Source organism: Azorhizobium sp. AG788 (assembly GCF_004364705.1).
Lineage (GTDB): Bacteria > Pseudomonadota > Alphaproteobacteria > Rhizobiales > Xanthobacteraceae > Azorhizobium > Azorhizobium caulinodans.
This window is the reverse complement of the sequence record NZ_SOBM01000006.1, coordinates 305,367-322,249: the sequence shown is the minus strand read 5'-3', so window position 1 is coordinate 322,249 and position 16,883 is coordinate 305,367. Positions and strand designations below refer to the sequence as shown.

The following is a 16,883-nucleotide window of genomic DNA, read 5'->3' as shown; positions in this document are numbered from 1 at the left end:
CCCGTCTCGACGCGGCGGCCGAAAAGCTCTAGCACACGGGCAGACATTCGATCCTCACGAACCGGGGCCCAGCGCCGCGCGATCCCATGCCCGATCTGCTCCTTGAACTGTTCTCCGAAGAAATCCCCGCCCGCATGCAGGCGCAGGCCGCCGACACGCTGCGCAAGCTCGTCACCGACGCGCTGGTGGAGCGGGGCCTGCTCTATGAGGGCGCCAAGGCCTTCGTGACGCCCCGCCGCCTCGCGCTCGCCGTCCACGGCCTGCCCGGGCGGCAGGCGGACAGCCGGGAAGAGCGCAAGGGGCCGCGCGTGGGCGCGCCGGAAGGGGCCATCCAGGGCTTCCTGAAGAGCGCCGGCCTTGCCTCCATCGAGCAGGCGAAGATCGAGAGCGACCCCAAGAAGGGCGAATTTTACGTCGCCGTCATCGAGCGGCCCGGCAAAGCGACCACCGAGGTGATTGCCGAGATCGTGCCCGAGATCGTGCGCACCTTTCCGTGGCCGAAGTCCATGCGCTGGGGCACCGGCACCATGCGCTGGGTGCGCCCGCTGCATTCCATCGTCTGCACCTTCGGCACCGAGGTGGAAGACCCCGAGGTGGTGCGCTTCGAGGTGGAGGGTATCGTCTCCGGCGACGTGACCCGCGGCCACCGCTTCCTCGCCCCCGAGCCCTTCGCGGTGCGGCGGCTCGAGGACTGGATGGCCAAGCTTGAGGCGGCGAAGGTTGTCGCTGACCGCGACCGCCGCAAGGCCATCATCCTCAATGACGCCAAGGATCTTGCCCTCGTCCACGGGCTGGAGCTGGTGGAGGACGAGGGGCTGCTGGAGGAGGTGTGCGGCCTCGTGGAATGGCCCGTCACGCTCATGGGCAGCTTCGAGGAGCGCTTCCTCGACATTCCCGACGAGGTGATCCGCGCCACCATCCGCGCCAACCAGAAGTGCTTCGTGCTGCGCGATCCGCGCACGGGGCGCCTCGCCAACCGCTTCATCCTCGTCTCCAACATTGCCGCCACCGACGGCGGTGCGGCCATCGTGGCAGGCAACGAGCGCGTGATCCGCGCCCGCCTGTCGGATGCCAAATTCTTCTGGGATACCGATCGCCGAACCCCCATGGCGGACCGGATGTCCAAGTTCGACGCCATCACCTTCCACGAGAAGCTCGGCTCTCAGGGCGCGCGCATCAACCGCATCGTGGCTCTGGCCCGCGAGATCGCGCCCCGCGTCGGCGCCGACGTGGAGCTGACCGAACAGGCCGCGCGTCTCGCCAAGGCGGACCTGCTCACGGAAGTGGTGGGCGAGTTCCCCGAGCTGCAGGGCCTCATGGGCCGCTATTATGCCCAGCACGAGAAGCTGCCGCCGGAAGTCGCCGCAGCCTGCGAGGAGCATTACAAGCCGCAGGGGCCGTCGGACCGCGTACCCACGGCGCCCGTCTCCATCGCCGTGGCGCTGGCGGACAAGCTCGACACGCTGGTGGGCTTCTGGGCCATCGACGAAAAGCCCACGGGCTCCAAGGACCCCTATGCGCTGCGCCGTGCCGCGCTGGGCGTGATCCGCATCATTCTCGACAACAATCTGCGCCTGCCGCTGCGCCCGCTGCTGGTGAGCGCCTCGCGCACGATCCTCGGCGAGGAGCATTTCGAGCGCCATCCGCACGATGTGTTCCGTCTGGAGACCATCGCCGACAAGGTGGTGAGCGATCTCCTGCAGGGGCTCGCCCGCCGCCTCGCCAACCTGCCCGCGGATGCGGACGTGGAGAGCGCCGAGCGCGTGGAGGGCATGACGCTCTCCGGCGACCTCGCCGACGACCTGCTGGCGTTCTTCGGCGACCGCCTGAAGGTGCATCTGCGCGACCGTGGTGCCCGCCACGACCTCGTGGACGCCGTCTTCGCGCTGCCGGGGCAGGACGACCTGCTGCTGGTGGATCGGCGCGTGGCGGCCCTTGCGGCCTTCCTGGAGACCGAGGACGGGCGCACGTTGCTCGCGGGCTATCGCCGCGCGGTGAACATCCTGCGCATCGAGGAGAAGAAGGACGGCGTGGCCTACAAGGGCCCGTCCGAGGCCAAGCTCCTGAAGGAGCCCGCGGAGGAGCATCTCGCCGCCGCCATCGAGACCGTGAAGCGGCAGGTGGCGGATGCGGTGGCGCGCGAGGACTTCGCCGCTGCCATGGGCGCGCTCGCCCATCTGCGTGGTCCGGTGGACGCCTTCTTCGAAGGTGTGACGGTGAATGCGCCGGAGGCCGCGCTGCGCGTCAACCGGCTGAAGCTGCTGGATGAAATCCGCTCTGCTACGCGCGGCATCGCGGATTTCGACCGCATCGAAGGTTGAGGTAAACGGGGTCTGAATCCGCTCTGTCCCGTTAACGCAAGTCTTTCTTAAGATAGATGAAGAAAACGCCCGCCGGCTGATCCCGGCGGGCGTTTTGCGTTCTGCCCGGAAAGCCTTGTGGCGTCAGGCTCCGGCGGTACAACCGTGGCGCTCCCCGGCTCCCGCAAATCCTTTATCAAAAACACGCGATATCCGTGGTTATTTCAGCTTCCATTAAGAGAAGTAAATAACATATTCTAGTTGTCCTTTAGGGAAATCTTCATCGCCACCTGCCACGGTTACGTCAACGAGTGGGGTAGTAACGGGTGAGCGTAACGATGACCGATGCTTATCGGCCCAGAGTCAAATACGTGATCGGGCCTGACGGCAGTCCGCTGACGATTGCGGACCTGCCCCCTCCGGACACGCGCCGCTGGGTCATCCGCCGCAAGGCCGAGGTGGTTGCGGCGGTGCGCGGCGGCCTGATCAGCCTGGAAGAGGCCTGCAAGCGCTACACGCTGACGGTGGATGAGTTCCTGTCCTGGCAGGCCTCCATCGACCGCCACGGCCTTCCCGGCCTGCGCACGACGCGCATCCAGCATTATCGCCAGTAACGGCGATCCAGACGCAAAAGGGCTTCGCGGCTGATCCGCGAAGCCCTTTTTCTTTGGTGCAGGGCGGCGTTGGGCGCTTCCTGGCTCCATCCCGCGACAATGCACCCGCGAGGCCGTTCCCGACGTTGCGGCCGGCCCTCAGGCCGCCTGCGAGGCCGGCGCGTGGGTCTGGCAATTGGTGGGGCACACGCGGGCACAGGCGCCGCAGCCGATGCAGGCACCGGTATCGGCCATCACCATGATCTTCTTCTCGACCTCATCGTCCTCGTCATCGTCGAGGCTGACGATCTCGCCTTCGTCGGTGATGCCCTTGAGGGTCATCACCTCGCGGCCGCAGACCTTGTAGCAGCGGCCGCAGCCGATGCATTTTCTGTCGTCGATGGCGACGAGATATTCCGGCTCCCAGGCGCGGCCGTCGCGGGTGGATTGAGACATGACTTCCTGCCTTTCCGGAGCGGCGGGCGGCCACCCCTGTTGGTGATGGATGGGCGTCCGGCGCCGGCCTCGCGGCTTGGCATCCGTGTTCGCTCGCGTGCGCCGCCGTCCGCCCAGACCTCCTGCTTCCGGCCTCGGGGCTTGAGCGATGCCTTTCGGCTCGCGCTCGCTCCTCCCTCTCCCGCTCGCGGCGGAGGACCGGGGAGGGGGTCGCGCGCGAGCGCGGAGGGCATGGCGCCAGCCGCGAAGGCCGCGCTGCCGGCCTTCGGCCGTCGCCCCCTCCCAACCCTCCCCCTCAGGCGGGAGAGGGCTCTCCGCCGCTTACATAGATGCGGTGTCGCTCAGTAACGTGCCACAGCCTCGAACTTGGTGATCATGTCGATGCCGGCCTGCACCTGCTTGGCGCCTTCCTCGGCGAGCTTGGCGAGGCTGTCGAAACCGAAGCGATGCACGTCGCGCAGCTGCTTGTTGACCACGATCAGGCGGCCGCCGATGAGCACCATGCGGCCGAAGCCCTCGTGGCTCATCTTCATCATGGGCGTGATCATGACGCCGGTCGCCTTCTCGATGGAGAGGCAGATGGCGTTGTAATAGAGCTCCAGCCGCCACAGCGTCTCCGGGTCCGGATCGCCCACGATGGGCAGGGCCCGGCGCTTCTCCTTGTCGAGAATATAGGGCTCCAGAAGATCGAGATCGCCCTTGCTGTCCCAGGCGCCGTGGCTGTCCTGGGCACGCCACACCTTGATCAATTCCTTGATGAAGGGGGCTTCGGCGGGATTGGCTTCAAGTTCCAGCGTATCGGCCATGGGTCGTCCTCACTCGTCGAAGTCGAAGCTGCGTTCCTGGCCCTTGGCGAGGGCCTTGCGCAGCCAGGGTGGCGGGGCGCCCTTCAGCACGCCCTCCAGCTTCACGAGCAGATCGGAAATCTCCTCGGGCTGGTTCACTTTCATGGGGTGGATGTTGTTGGCCACCACGCGCGCCGCGCCGGAGCCGCCAATGGCCGCCACATAGAGGATGGCGCAGTCCTTGATCGCCTCGATCTTGGGACCGAGCTTGTCCTCATTGCCATCCTCCTTCAGGTCTCCATCGAACTGGATGGCCTCCACGAAATGGTGCCCCTCGGGGCTGATCTCATAGATGGCGATGTTCTTGGCCCAGCCGAAATGGGCATCCACGCGCTTCAAATCCTGGGTCGCGAAGGCGATCTTCATGGGCGTGCGTCCTTGCGTTGGCCGATCAATGCATGGGAGCGGCATGAGTGCCGTCCGTCCGCCAGGTGTCGGGCGTGGCGTCGTGGTTGGCCTCGTGGTCACTGATGAGAAGGTTGGCGATGGTGAAGAGCGTGGTGCGCGTGCCGCGATAGCCCACGGAGAGCTGATGACCGGCGCCCAGCCGGTCGAACATGGGAATGCCCGCCCGATAGAAGGGAATGTTGAGCCGTGAGGCCGCCTGCCGCCCGTGCGAGTGGGTGATGAGGAGATCGCACTCGCGCTCCTTGGCGAGGCGCTCCAGGTCCTCCAGATCGCCGATGAGCACCTCGTCGGTGTGAACACGTTCCAGCACCGGCGAATGGGTGGTGGTGACGGCGGCGGTCACATGCGCGCCCATCTCGTGCAGCACGGACGACATGTCGAACAGCAGGTCCGGCTCGGCGCCGATGGCGAGCCGGCGGCCGCCGATGTGGAAATGGGCGTCCAGCATGGCGTCCACCAACTGGCCGCGCTGGCGGCGGTACTTGCGCGGCACCGGCCGGCCGGAGATCTGGCTGAGGAACATGATGAATTCATCGTTCGCCTCCAGCCCGCACAGCCGCTCGAACAGGCGGAAGGGCACGCCGGTCTTCTTCTCCATGGCCTCCGCCGCCCGGCGCATCTGCGCGCCGATGGCGATCGTCCAGCCCGCCTCGCCCATGGCGGCGATCTCGTCCACGCCGATGCCGCCGATGGTGGTGGGGGTGAATTCGTCGGGAATATGCCCGTCCAGCGAGCCGGCGAGATCCGGCAGGAAGGAGGGGATGAGGCCGAAGTCCTCGATGATGGTGCGCAGTTCATCAAGGTCACCGGGCGTGAGGTGGCTGCCCGGCAACACATTGACCCGCTTGGCGTTGCGCTTGGCCGGATCCGGTACCTCCACCAGCACCTCGACCATGCGGGTGACGGTCTTCTCCCAGCCATCCTGGAAGGCGTCCTTGAAGTCCGGGGTGGAGACATAGACCATGGGCAGGTCGGCGACCTCGGGATGCTTCTCGCGGATGAGCTTGAGATAGCCCTCCACATCGTCGCCCTTGGTCTCGGTGACGCCCGTGGAACAGATGCCGATGATCTCCGGCTTGGTGCGCTTGTGGATGTTGAGCACCGCCTGTTCCACATTCTCATAGCCGCCGAGAACCGTGGCCACCTCGCTCATGGCGGTGGTCTGCATGGGGATGGCCTCCTTGAAGTGCCGCACGAACAGCACGAGGCCGAAGGAGGTGCAGCCCTGCGAACCGTGCAGCAGCGGCATCGCCCCGCGCAGACCCATGAAGGCGAGCGCGCCGCCGATCGGCTGGCTCATCTTCAGGGGATTGACGACGCAGGCTTTCCTGGAGTGGACGACGGTGGCCATGGCGCTCACTCCGCCGCCCGCAGCGCCGGCGCCGCCGCCACGGCGGGCAGTGGCTCGGCCAGGATCTCCTCGATGCGGATGGCGCAGGCGCCGCAGCCGCCGGAGGCGTTGGTGTGGGCGCGCACGCCCTCCACGGTGGAAAGGCCGTGGGCGCGGATGGCATCCTCGATGGTGCCGAGGTCCACGCTCTTGCACTGGCACACTTTCTTGGCACGCCGGGCGGCCTCGGCGGCCACCGGATCGGCGGCGAGCACGGCGGCTTCCGCATCCATCTGGGCCAGCGCCTTGGCCTGCCAGCTCTCGCCGGGGCGATCCCAGGGGGCGGGCCTGCGCACCTGTTCCCACATGGGGTTGAAGAGCGCCTTGTCGATCTCCTCCACCAGCTTCACCATGCCCACATAGCCCATATAGGCGTGGTGGCGTTCCTGGTTGATGTCGAGCCAGGGCATCGCGGCCTTCAGCGCGATGAATTGCGAGCGGCCGCCCGAGAGCATGATGTCGGCCTTCGCATCCTTGAGCATCTTGTACATTTCACGAGGCGTCATGTCCTCGATCATGTGGGCATCCTGGCCCATCAGTTCCTTGATGCGCTCCTTGTCCTCGCGGGTGGACTTCTTCACCGAAGTGCCCACCAGTTCGAGGCCCGCCTCCTGAAGAGCCGCGACCACCGACCAGGACTTCACGCCGCCAGTGATGAGCAGCACCTTCTTGCCCTGGAAACGGGGCTTGTAGGCAGCGATCGCCGCGAAGGCCTTCGCCTCCTCGCGGGCGATCACCGCCTCGGTGCGCTCCATCAGTTCCGCCGGGGCGCCGCGCTCGATGAGCAGGCGCGCAATCTCCCGCAGGGAATCGCTGGAATCCTCGATGCCGTAGAAGGAGCCCTCGAAGAAGGGAATGCCGTAGCGCTCCTCCATCTTGCGCGCGACATTGATCATGGCCTTGGAGCACACCATCATCGCCGCCTTGGCGCGGTGGGAATAGGCCACTTCCTTGTAGCGCCCGTCGCCGGAGATGGAGGCGAAGATGCGGATGCCGAGTTCGTCGAACAGCGGCTTGATCTGCCACAGCTCGCCCGCGAGATTGTATTCACCGATGATGTTGAGGTCGTAGGGCGTCGTATATTCGGGTTCCTCGGTGCCGATCACATGCTCCAGCAGGGCTTCGCCCGCGAGCTTGTTGCCGAGATTCTTCGGGCCGACGAAGCCGGGAGAATTGATCGGGATCACCGGCTTGCCGAACTTCTCCTTGGCCGCCTTGCACACCGCGTTGATGTCGTCGCCGGTCATGGCGGGCACGCAGGTCTGGTAGACGAAGACGGCGGGGGGATCATATTTCTCGATGGTCTCGCGGATCGCCTTGAACAGGCGCTTCTCGCCGCCGAACACCACGTCCGTCTCGTTCATGTCGGTGGTGAAGCTGGTGCGCCAGAGGTCCGAGCCGGAGGAGCGGGCGCCGCGATTGTCCCAGCTGTTGCCCTCGCAGGCGATGGGGCCGTGCACGAGGTGGGCGACGTCGGTGAGCGGCTGGAGGGCGATCTTCGCGCCATCGAAGGCGCAGCCGCCGGCGGCGCCGCCGGGCTGGAGCTGCTTGGTGCAGCCCTTCTTGCGCTCGGCCTCGGACTTGTTGGCGTTCTTGCCGCAGCCGGGCTCGTTGAACACGTCCTGAATGGTGGCCGAGAGCGACGTCATGGGGCTTCTCCGGAAGTCATCGTGGGCGGAACGGTGGGCGCCGGGCGGCGTCACGCCAGAGGATCGGAGATAAGGGGCGCGAAACGCGCGAAGGCCCCGCCGCGGCCCCTGGGGAGGGTCGCAGCGGGGCGCCTCGATCACCGGATGATGTCGAAGCTGTAGTCGGTCTTGGCCGGCACGTTGGTGTTGCGGTCGATCTCGTCAAAGATCTTGTCGAGGATCGTGATCAGGACATTCATGCCGCCCTGATAGCCCCACACCGGACGGCGGTGGTGGTGGTGGCGGTCGAAGATCGGGAAGCCGATGCGGATCAGCGGGGTGCCCGTGTCGCGCTCCAGATACTTGCCGTAGGTGTTGCCGATCAGGAAGTCCACCGGCTCGGTGAAGAGCAGGGAGCGCATGTGCCACAGGTCCTTGCCGGGATAGGCATGGCAGTTGGCACCGAACGGCGAGCTGTCGAACAGCGCCTGCATCTTCTCCGCCCAGTCCTTGTTGCCATTGGTGGCGAGGACGTGGGTCGGTTCGGCGCCCAGCTCCAGCAGGAAGGCGGCGAGGCCGAGGCACAGGTCCGGATCGCCATAGATGGCGAACTTCTTGCCGTGGATGTGGGCGTTGGAGTCGGCGATGGCGTCCACCAGACGGCCGCGCTCCTTGGCCAGCTCCTCGGGGATCTCCTTGCCGGTGAGGCGGGCGATCTCCATCAGGAACTTGTCGGTGCCGGCCACCCCGATGGGATGGTTGAAGGCGACCGTCTCCTGGCCGTGGTTGGCGATGAAGGGCAGGGTCTTCTCGGTGCAGAATTCCTGCATGGAGAGGGTGGCCTTGGCGTGGATCGCGTTGGCCGCGTCCTCCAGCGTGGTGCCGCCGTCATACATGCGGAACTCGCCGTCGGTGGGGGTGTCCCACACTTCGGAATTGTCGCCGAGGATGGTGTATTCGACGCCCATCAGCTCGAAGATGCGCTTGATCTCACGCAGGTTGCCGACCGTGTAGCCGTCGAAGCCGCCGAGGAAGTTGATCTTCTCGTTCGGCACGCGCTCCAGCGCCGGCACGGTGCGGGCCTTGCCGTCCCAGAAGTGCTCCAGCACGCCCTTCATGGCGTTGTCGTAGCCGGTGACGTGGCTGCCGACGAAGGCCGGGGTGTGGGCGAAGGGCACGTCGAACTCTGCGGGAACCGAGCCTTTTTCCTTGGAGGTCTTGATGAAGGCGTTGAGATCGTCGCCGATGACTTCCGCCATGCAGGTGGTGGAGACGGCGATCATCTTGGGCTTGTACATGGAATAGGTATTGGCGAGGCCGTCAATCATGTTGTTGAGGCCGCCGAACACCGCCGCGTCCTCGGTCATGGACGAGGAGACGCAGGAGGTGGGTTCCTTGAAGTGGCGGGAGAAGTGCGAGCGGTAATAAGCGACGCAGCCCTGCGAACCGTGCACGAAGGGAATGGTCTGCTCGAAGCCGACCGCCACGAACACGGCGCCGAGCGGCTGGCAGGCCTTGGCGGGGTTCACGGTCAGCGCCTCGCGGGCGAAGTTCAGTTCGCGATACTCGGGCGTCTTGGCCCATTCCCGAACGCGCTCCACTTCGGCCGGATCGCGACGGTTCTCGAACATCTTCTGCTTGTTCGCCAGCATCTGCTGGTATTCCGGGCCGCGGAATAGCTCGAAATGATCGAGCACGTGTTCGGCATTCTGAGTCATGGTGGCAGTCCTTCCGGATGTCTGATCGGGGTCGCGCCGTCCGGCCCCCGCACGCGGCGGGGGCCGGTAGGCGTGGGGGCTATTCCGCGGCCAGAAGGGAGGGCTTGGGCGCCTGCTTCCAGGGCGCCTTCGCCATCTTCCAGACGGGCGAGTTGATGGCCATGTCCATGTCGCGCGCGAAGATCGCGAAGCCGTCATAGCCGTGGTAGGGGCCCGAGTAGTCCCACGAGTGCATCTGGCGGAAGGGCACGCCCATCTTCTGGAAGACGTACTTTTCCTTGATGCCCGAGCCGACCAGATCCGGCTGGATCTTCTCGACGAACTTCTCGAACTCGTAGCCGGTCACGTCGTCATAGATGATGGTGCCATCCTTGACGTAGTGCTGGGCCGTGCGCTGGTAGTCGTCGTTGTGGGCGAACTCGTAGCCCGTGCCGACCACTTCCATGCCGAGGTCCTCATAGGCGCCGATGACGTGACGGGGACGCAGGCCGCCCACGTACAGCATCACGGTCTTGCCTTCGAGGCGCGGACGATACTTGGCGATGACCGCGTCCATCAGCGGCTGGTACTTGGCGATGACGCGCTCGGCGCCTTCCTTGATCTTGTCGTCGAAGAAGCCGGCGATCTTGCGCAGCGACTCCGCGATCTTGGAGGGGCCGAAGAAGTTGTATTCGCACCACGGAATACCGTACTTCTCTTCCATGTGCCGCGAGATGTAGTTCATCGAGCGGTAGCAGTGGAGCACGTTGAGCTTGGCCTTCGGGGTGGCCTCCAGCTCCGCCAGCGAGCCGTCGCCGGACCACTGGGCGATGACGCGCAGCCCCATCTCCTCCAGCAGGATGCGCGAGGACCAGGCGTCGCCACCGATGTTGTAGTCGCCGATGATGGCGACGTCATAGTCGCTGGGCTCGAAGCGCGGAGGCGCGTTCGGGTCGAGCTTGTCGAACACCCAGTCGCGCACCGCGTCGTTGGCGATGTGGTGACCGAGCGACTGGGAGACGCCGCGGAAGCCCTCGCACCGCACCGGCACGATGGTCTTGCCGTCATACTCCTTCGACTTCACCTTCGACACCGCTTCGATGTCGTCGCCGATGAGGCCGATGGGGCATTCCGACTGGACAGTGATGCCGTTGTTGAGCGGGAACAGTTCCTGGATCTCGTCCATGATCTTGGCGAGCTTCTTGTCGCCGCCGAAGACGATGTCCTTCTCCTGGAAGTCGGAGGTGAACTGCATCGTCACGAAGGTGTCGATGCCGGTCGTGCCGATGTAATAATTGCGGCGCGCCGCCCAGCTGTACTGGCCGCAGCCCACCGGGCCGTGGCTGATGTGGATCATGTCCTTGATCGGGCCCCACACCACGCCCTTGGAGCCGGCGTAGGCGCAGCCGCGGATGGTCATGACGCCCGGAACGGACTTCAGGTTCGACTTGACGCCGCAGTCCGACTTGCCGGCCTCGTGCACGTTCAGGTGCTTGGCGCGGCGCTTGGCGGTCTTCTCGGGATAGACCTGCAGGACTTCAGCGATCAGTTCCTTGTTGCGGGCCTTGATTTCCTCAACGGTCTGAGGCTGTGACACGCTCATTTTGGAGTTCCTCGCTTCATTGCGTTGCGAAGGCCGGCCCCACGCGGGGGCCGGCCGGCGTGTCGGCTCAGGCGGAGAGGGCGGCGAGCTCTGCGGCGGTCTTGCCGACCTGGCTCTCGTCCACGGACTTCATGATGCCGTGCTCCATCAGCATGTCCTCGAGCTCGTCCATGGTGATGGGGGTCGGGATGATGCCCTTGCCGCCATTGTTGTGGACGCGCTGCGCGAGGTTGCGGTAATGGCCCGCCTGCACGCTGTCGGGGGCATATTCCAGCACCGTCATGCGGCGCAGCTCGGCGTGCTGCACGATGTTGTCGCGCGGCACGAAATAGATGAGCTGGGTGCCGAGCTTCTTGGCGAGGTTCTCGGCCAGTTCCAGCTCCTTGTCGGTCTGGCGCTCGTTGCAGACGAGCCCGCCCAGGCGCACGCCGCCGGAATTGGCGTACTTGAGAATGCCCTTGGAGATGTTGTTGGCCGCATACATGGCCATCATCTCTCCGGACATGACGATGTAGATTTCCTGCGCCTTGTTCTCGCGGATGGGCATGGCGAAACCGCCGCACACCACGTCGCCGAGCACGTCGTAGGAGACGTAGTCGATGTCCTCATAGGCTCCGTTCTCCTCCAGGAAGTTGATGGAGGTGATGACGCCGCGGCCGGCGCAGCCGACGCCCGGCTCCGGACCGCCGGATTCCACGCAGCGGATGTCGCGGTAGCCGATCTTCATGACCTCTTCGAGCTCGAGGTCTTCGACGCTGCCGGCGGCGGCGGCCAGCGACAGGATGGTGTCCTGCGCCTTGGCATGCAGGATGAGGCGGGTGGAGTCGGCCTTGGGGTCGCAGCCGACGATGAGGATGCGATGGCCCATCTCCGCCAGCGCCGCCAGCGTGTTCTGGGACGTCGTCGACTTGCCGATGCCCCCCTTGCCGTAAAATGCGATCTGTCTCAGTGACGACATGTCTGGTCTCCTTGGAACCTTGGGAACCGTGGCAGCTCCGCTGGGGCGGCCTGCGCCTTCAGCCAGGTGTGGCCCCGCCGAACTGGATCGGGACCGGACTTTTCGGAGGCGGGTCGGTAGCCGGGGATCGAGGAGATCCGCGAACCAGACCGGCAACCCGTCGCCTGCACCGAGGGGTTTTGCAACGGGTGTGCCAGTGGTCGTGTGGTCGAATTAATAAAGTAAAATCAGCGCGTTACAGAATCGAACGGTTCCAAAAGCCCCGTGTTTCAAACGCGACATCGCTGGTGGGCACCCGACGCAGCCGGTGTGAAAGGACACAGCCGCGACGGCGTTCCGGCGGTCTGCCCGCTGGCGCGTAAGTGCGCGCGCGGTACGCCCCTTGCTTGGGTGCAGCGACGCCGCGCGATGCCGCCGGCCGCGCTGGAGGATGCGATGACGCTTGTGGACCTCACCCCTCTGCCCACGCTCGAGGACATCTTCGAGAATTTCGCCCTGCTGGACGATTGGGATGACCGCTACCGTTATGTGATCGAACTTGGTCGCGCGCTGCCGCAACTGCCGGACGCGGACCGCTGCGATACCAACAAGGTGCAGGGCTGTGTGAGCCAGGTGTGGCTTGCGACACTGGTGTCGCCCGGCCCCGTCCTGTCGTTCCGGGGCGACAGCGATGCCCAGATCGTCCGGGGCCTTGTGGCGATCCTCTTCGCGATGTTTTCGGGCCGGACCGCGCGCGACATTCTGGATGCGGACCCGGTCGCCGTGTTCGAGCGCCTCGGCTTGAAGGAGCATCTGACGCCCCAGCGCTCGAACGGCTTCCGCTCCATGGTCGCGCGCATTCGGCACGATGCGCAGGGCGCGCTGCGCGATCCCATCTGAGCGGTGGCCGTCTCCGACAATGTGCCTGTCGCAGTCGCGACACGTGTCGGGGGCGCGACAGGCGATGGCGCCTTTCCGGAACTGGAAAAACTCGAAAAAACAAGGCCGGAGCGTTTGGCACGCAGCTTGCGACGAGGGACCGGCGGCCGCCCGAGCAGATGGGCCGCGCGCTCAGGAGCTAGTTTGATGGCCTACAAGATCATCGCATCCCAATGCACGGTGTGCGGCGCCTGCGAGTTCGAATGCCCGAACGCCGCCATCCGGCTGAAGAACGACATGTACATCATCGACCCGAAGAAGTGCACGGAGTGCGAGGGCAGCTTCGACAGCCCGCAGTGCGACGCCGTGTGCCCGGTGCCCGGCACCTGCGTGCCCGCCGGCTGACCTGCCGGGCTGACAGCGTCGGCTCTCCGTTGCAGCGCCGTGCCGGCTTTCGCCGGCCGGCGCCCGGCACGGCCCGCGTGCCGGGCCTGATCCTCTGCACAGTCCGTTCCATTGCCGTGAGGAGCCCCACATGGCCGCCGTTCAGGAGACGATCGATCAGGTTCGCCAGATCGATGTCGAGCAGTACAAATACGGGTTCGTGACGGACGTGGAATCCGAAAAGGCCCCGAAGGGCCTGTCGGAGGACGTCATCCGCTTCATCTCGGCCAAGAAGAACGAGCCGGAGTGGATGTTGGAATGGCGCCTCGATGCCTATCGCCGCTGGCTTACCATGCGCGAGCCCGAATGGGCCAAGGTGAACTTCCCGAAGATCGATTTCCAGGATCTCTATTATTATGCGGCGCCGAAAAAGAAGAAGGCGCTCTCCTCCCTCGACGAGGTCGATCCCGAGATTCTGAAGACCTATGAGAAGCTCGGCATCCCGCTGCGCGAGCAGGAGCTTCTCGCCGGCGTGGAGCGCCCCGAAGGCGAGCGCAAGATCGCCGTGGATGCGGTGTTCGACAGCGTCTCGGTGGCCACCACCTTCCAGAAGGAGCTGAAGGAGGCGGGCGTCATCTTCATGCCCATCTCGGAGGCCCTGAAGGAGCATCCCGAGCTGGTGCGCAAATATCTCGGCACGGTGGTGCCGGTGACCGACAATTATTACGCGACGCTGAATTCCGCGGTCTTCTCGGACGGCTCCTTCGTCTATGTACCGGAAGGGGTGCGCTGCCCCATGGAGCTCTCCACCTATTTCCGCATCAATGAGAAGAACACCGGTCAGTTCGAGCGTACGCTCATCATCGCCGACAAGGGCGCCTATGTGAGTTATCTGGAAGGCTGCACGGCGCCCCAGCGCGACGAGAATCAGCTCCACGCTGCCGTGGTCGAGCTGGTGGTTCTGGACGATGCGGAAATCAAGTACTCCACCGTCCAGAATTGGTATCCCGGCGACAAGGATGGCAAGGGCGGCATCTACAATTTCGTCACCAAGCGTGGCGATTGCCGGGGCGCCAATTCCAAGATCAGCTGGACGCAGGTGGAGACGGGCTCCGCCATCACCTGGAAATATCCGAGCTGCGTCCTGCGCGGGGACGGCAGCCAGGGCGAATTCTATTCCATCGCGATTTCCAATGGGCATCAGCAGGTGGATTCCGGCACCAAGATGATCCATCTCGGCAAGAACACGTCGAGCCGCATCGTCTCGAAGGGCATTTCCGCCGGCCAGTCCCAGAACACCTATCGCGGGCTCGTGTCCGCACACCGCAAGGCGAAGGGCGCGCGCAACTTCACCGCCTGCGACAGCCTGCTGATCGGCGATCAGTGCGGCGCGCACACCGTGCCCTACATCGAGGCCAAGAACCCGACAACAGTGTTCGAGCACGAGGCCACCACCTCCAAGATCTCCGAGGACGTGCTGTTCTATTGCGTACAGCGCGGGCTCTCCCAGGAGGAGGCGGTCGGCCTCGTGGTCAACGGCTTCGTCAAGGAGGTGCTCCAGCAGCTCCCCATGGAATTCGCGGTGGAGGCGCAGAAGCTCATCTCCATCTCGCTCGAAGGCAGCGTCGGCTGACCTGTCGCTTCTCCAATCGCAAGGCGAGGACTTCGTGATGACCGCTCTCCTGGAAATCCGCGACCTCAAGGCCGAAGTGGCCGGGCGCCAGATCCTCAACGGGCTGAACCTCACCGTGAATGCGGGCGAGATCCACGCCATCATGGGGCCGAACGGCGCGGGCAAGTCCACGCTCTCTTATGTGCTTTCCGGCAAGCCGGGCTATGAGATCACCGGCGGCGAGGTCTTCCTCAATGGCGAGGATCTCCTGGCCATGGAGGCGGACGAGCGGGCCGCCAAGGGCCTCTTCCTCGCCTTCCAGTATCCGCTGGAAATCCCCGGCGTCGCGACCCTCACTTTCCTGCGCACGGCGCTCAACGCCCAGCGCCGCAAGCGGGGCGAGGAGGAATTGTCTTCGCCGGACTTCATGAAGAAGGTGCGCGAGCTGTCCAAGAAGCTTGGCATCGATCCGGACATGCTGCGCCGGCCGGTGAACGTCGGCTTCTCCGGTGGCGAGAAGAAGCGCAACGAGACCCTTCAGATGGCACTGCTGGAGCCGCGCCTGTGCGTGCTGGACGAGACCGACTCCGGTCTCGACATTGACGCGCTGAAGGTGGTGGCGAATGGCGTCAACCAGCTGCGCGCCGCTGAGCGGGGGATGATCGTCATCACCCACTACCAGCGCCTGCTCGATTATATCGTGCCCGACGTGGTGCATGTGCTGGCGGCGGGCCGCATCGTGGAAACCGGCGGCAAGGATCTGGCCCTCCAGCTCGAAGCCACCGGCTATGCGCAGTATCAGCAGAGCGAGGCGGCGTGATGAACGCGCCCGTCGCCATCAAGACCGAAGCCGAGCAGGGGCTGGCGAGCGCCTTCGCGGCGGCTCAGCCGACCCTGCCCGGCGGGCCGGGCGTTTCCGCCGCGCGCCTCGCCGCCTTCGAGGCCTTCAACCGGGTGGGCCTGCCGCACCGGCGCGTGGAAGCCTGGAAATATACCGACCTGCGCCGCCTCATGCGCGACGCCAAGCCCCTCGCGCCGCTGCCGGATGCCGCCGCCAAGGCTGAGGCGGGCTCCGCCGGCGCGCTGCTGGCGGGCCTCGGCCTGCGGCGTCTCGTGGTGGTGGATGGCAGCTTCGCACCGGAGCTGTCGGATCTGGCTGATCTCGAACCGGGCCTTACCATCCGCCCCATGGCGGAGGTGTTCGGCGAAGACGGGCCGCTGCTGCCGGACTCTTTGCGCGACGCATTGCCGGACGTGGAGCCCGCGCTGGCGCTCAATGCCGCCTTCGCCCGGGATGGTGTCTTCATCGGCGTCGCGCCGGGCGCGGTGGTGGCGCGGCCGATCCATGTGGCCTTCATCACCACCGGCGATACGCCGCAAGCCGTCTTCAGCCGTTCGCGCGTTGTGCTGGGCGTTGAGGCGCAGCTGGCGCTGGTGGAGACCCATGAGGCTAAGGCCGGCGTCGAGCATCAGGTGAATGTCGCGCTCGGCTTGCTGGTGGGTGACAAGGCACAGCTCGATCATGTGAAGGTGACGGGCGAGGGCAGCGCCGTGCTGCATGTGGGCAGTCTGGTGGCGAGTGTCGGGGCGCAGGCGCGCTTCGGCTCGTGCGGCTTCACCCTCGGCGGCGCCACGGTGCGCAATCAGCTCTATGTGCGCCTCGTGGGCGAGACGACGGAGTTGAACCTTGCCGGCGCGAGCCTGCTCGGCGGCAAGCAGCATGCGGACACGGCGCTCTTCTTGACCCATGCGGCGCCCGGCAGCACCAGCCGCGAGGTGTTCAAGGCGGTGGTGGACGACAAGGCCGAAGCGGCCTTCCAGGGCCGCATCACGGTGGAGCAGGCGGCGCAGCAGACGGACGCGCGGATGATGTCGCGCGCCCTGCTGCTCTCCGAGGAGGCCGAGGCCTATTCCAAGCCGGAACTCGAAATCTTCGCCGATGATGTCCAGTGCGGCCATGGCGCCACCGTGGGCACGCTGGATGAGCAGCTGAAATTCTACCTCATGGCCCGCGGCATTCCAGCCAAGGAGGCGGAGGCGCTGCTGATTCAGGCCTTCATCGGCGAGGTGCTGGACGGCATCGCGCACGAGGGCGTCCGCGAGGCGCTCACCGCCGCGACGGTGAGCTGGCTGGAGGCGCGCGGCGCATGA

General features: G+C 65.6%; 15 protein-coding genes. 7 read left to right on the top strand and 8 right to left on the bottom strand.

From position 1 onward, the window contains the following. Positions 1–86: 86 nt before the first annotated feature. Together glyS and DFO45_RS17540 are read left to right on the top strand one after the other, a co-directional pair. On the top strand, positions 87–2,321 hold the full coding sequence (gene glyS / locus DFO45_RS17545; protein WP_133865885.1) for a glycine--tRNA ligase subunit beta: 2,235 nt from the start codon (positions 87–89) through the stop codon (positions 2,319–2,321). Between the two features lie 317 nt (positions 2,322–2,638). Next, complete coding sequence (locus DFO45_RS17540) at positions 2,639–2,914, top strand: DUF1153 domain-containing protein (protein WP_012169564.1); 276 nt, start codon at positions 2,639–2,641, stop codon at positions 2,912–2,914. A 138-nt stretch (positions 2,915–3,052) separates the two neighbouring features. Here DFO45_RS17540 and fdxB read toward each other — a convergent pair whose 3' ends face one another. From fdxB to nifH, 8 genes are all read right to left on the bottom strand, one after another. Then, on the bottom strand, positions 3,053–3,349 hold the full coding sequence (gene fdxB / locus DFO45_RS17535; protein ID WP_133865884.1) for a ferredoxin III, nif-specific: 297 nt from the start codon (positions 3,347–3,349) through the stop codon (positions 3,053–3,055). A gap of 341 nt (positions 3,350–3,690) precedes the next feature. Further along, positions 3,691–4,155 carry a NifX-associated nitrogen fixation protein gene (locus DFO45_RS17530; RefSeq protein ID WP_012169566.1) on the bottom strand — a complete coding sequence of 155 codons (465 nt, stop codon included), beginning with the start codon at positions 4,153–4,155 and terminating at the stop codon, positions 3,691–3,693. A gap of 9 nt (positions 4,156–4,164) precedes the next feature. Then, entirely contained in the window at positions 4,165–4,560 is a 396-nt protein-coding gene (gene nifX / locus DFO45_RS17525; protein WP_012169567.1) for a nitrogen fixation protein NifX, read from the bottom strand. A gap of 25 nt (positions 4,561–4,585) precedes the next feature. Then, positions 4,586–5,953 (bottom strand): nitrogenase iron-molybdenum cofactor biosynthesis protein NifN, encoded by a 1,368-nt coding sequence (gene nifN / locus DFO45_RS17520; RefSeq protein WP_133865883.1) that lies wholly within the window; start codon positions 5,951–5,953, stop codon positions 4,586–4,588. A 5-nt stretch (positions 5,954–5,958) separates the two neighbouring features. Beyond that, positions 5,959–7,641 (bottom strand): nitrogenase iron-molybdenum cofactor biosynthesis protein NifE, encoded by a 1,683-nt coding sequence (gene nifE / locus DFO45_RS17515; protein WP_133865882.1) that lies wholly within the window; start codon positions 7,639–7,641, stop codon positions 5,959–5,961. Between the two features lie 137 nt (positions 7,642–7,778). After that, complete coding sequence (gene nifK, locus DFO45_RS17510; RefSeq protein WP_012169570.1) at positions 7,779–9,338, bottom strand: nitrogenase molybdenum-iron protein subunit beta; 1,560 nt, start codon at positions 9,336–9,338, stop codon at positions 7,779–7,781. A 79-nt stretch (positions 9,339–9,417) separates the two neighbouring features. After that, entirely contained in the window at positions 9,418–10,920 is a 1,503-nt protein-coding gene (nifD, locus tag DFO45_RS17505) for a nitrogenase molybdenum-iron protein alpha chain (RefSeq protein ID WP_012169571.1), read from the bottom strand. Positions 10,921–10,987: 67 nt separating this feature from the next. After that, positions 10,988–11,878, bottom strand: a complete 891-nt coding sequence (gene nifH / locus DFO45_RS17500) for a nitrogenase iron protein (RefSeq protein WP_133865881.1) — start codon at positions 11,876–11,878, stop codon at positions 10,988–10,990. Positions 11,879–12,313: 435 nt separating this feature from the next. On the opposite strand from nifH, the gene DFO45_RS17495 reads away from it, so the two are divergent. The 5 genes from DFO45_RS17495 (at position 12,314) to sufD (ending at position 16,883) form a co-directional block, all read left to right on the top strand. Next, a complete protein-coding gene (locus DFO45_RS17495; RefSeq protein WP_133865880.1) occupies positions 12,314–12,757 on the top strand; it encodes a SufE family protein in 444 nt (147 codons plus the stop codon). Between the two features lie 186 nt (positions 12,758–12,943). Continuing rightward, positions 12,944–13,141: a 4Fe-4S binding protein gene (locus DFO45_RS17490; RefSeq protein ID WP_012169574.1), complete on the top strand. Its 198-nt coding sequence runs from the start codon at positions 12,944–12,946 to the stop codon at positions 13,139–13,141. A gap of 130 nt (positions 13,142–13,271) precedes the next feature. Then, positions 13,272–14,753, top strand: a complete 1,482-nt coding sequence (gene sufB, locus DFO45_RS17485) for a Fe-S cluster assembly protein SufB (RefSeq protein WP_012169575.1) — start codon at positions 13,272–13,274, stop codon at positions 14,751–14,753. Positions 14,754–14,790: 37 nt separating this feature from the next. Further along, the gene (gene sufC / locus DFO45_RS17480; RefSeq protein WP_043878929.1) at positions 14,791–15,552 is read left to right on the top strand and encodes a Fe-S cluster assembly ATPase SufC; all 762 of its coding nucleotides are present in this window, start codon (positions 14,791–14,793) and stop codon (positions 15,550–15,552) included. Continuing rightward, positions 15,552–16,883 (top strand): Fe-S cluster assembly protein SufD, encoded by a 1,332-nt coding sequence (gene sufD, locus DFO45_RS17475; protein WP_133865879.1) that lies wholly within the window; start codon positions 15,552–15,554, stop codon positions 16,881–16,883. Before sufC ends, sufD begins: the two co-directional genes overlap by 1 nt.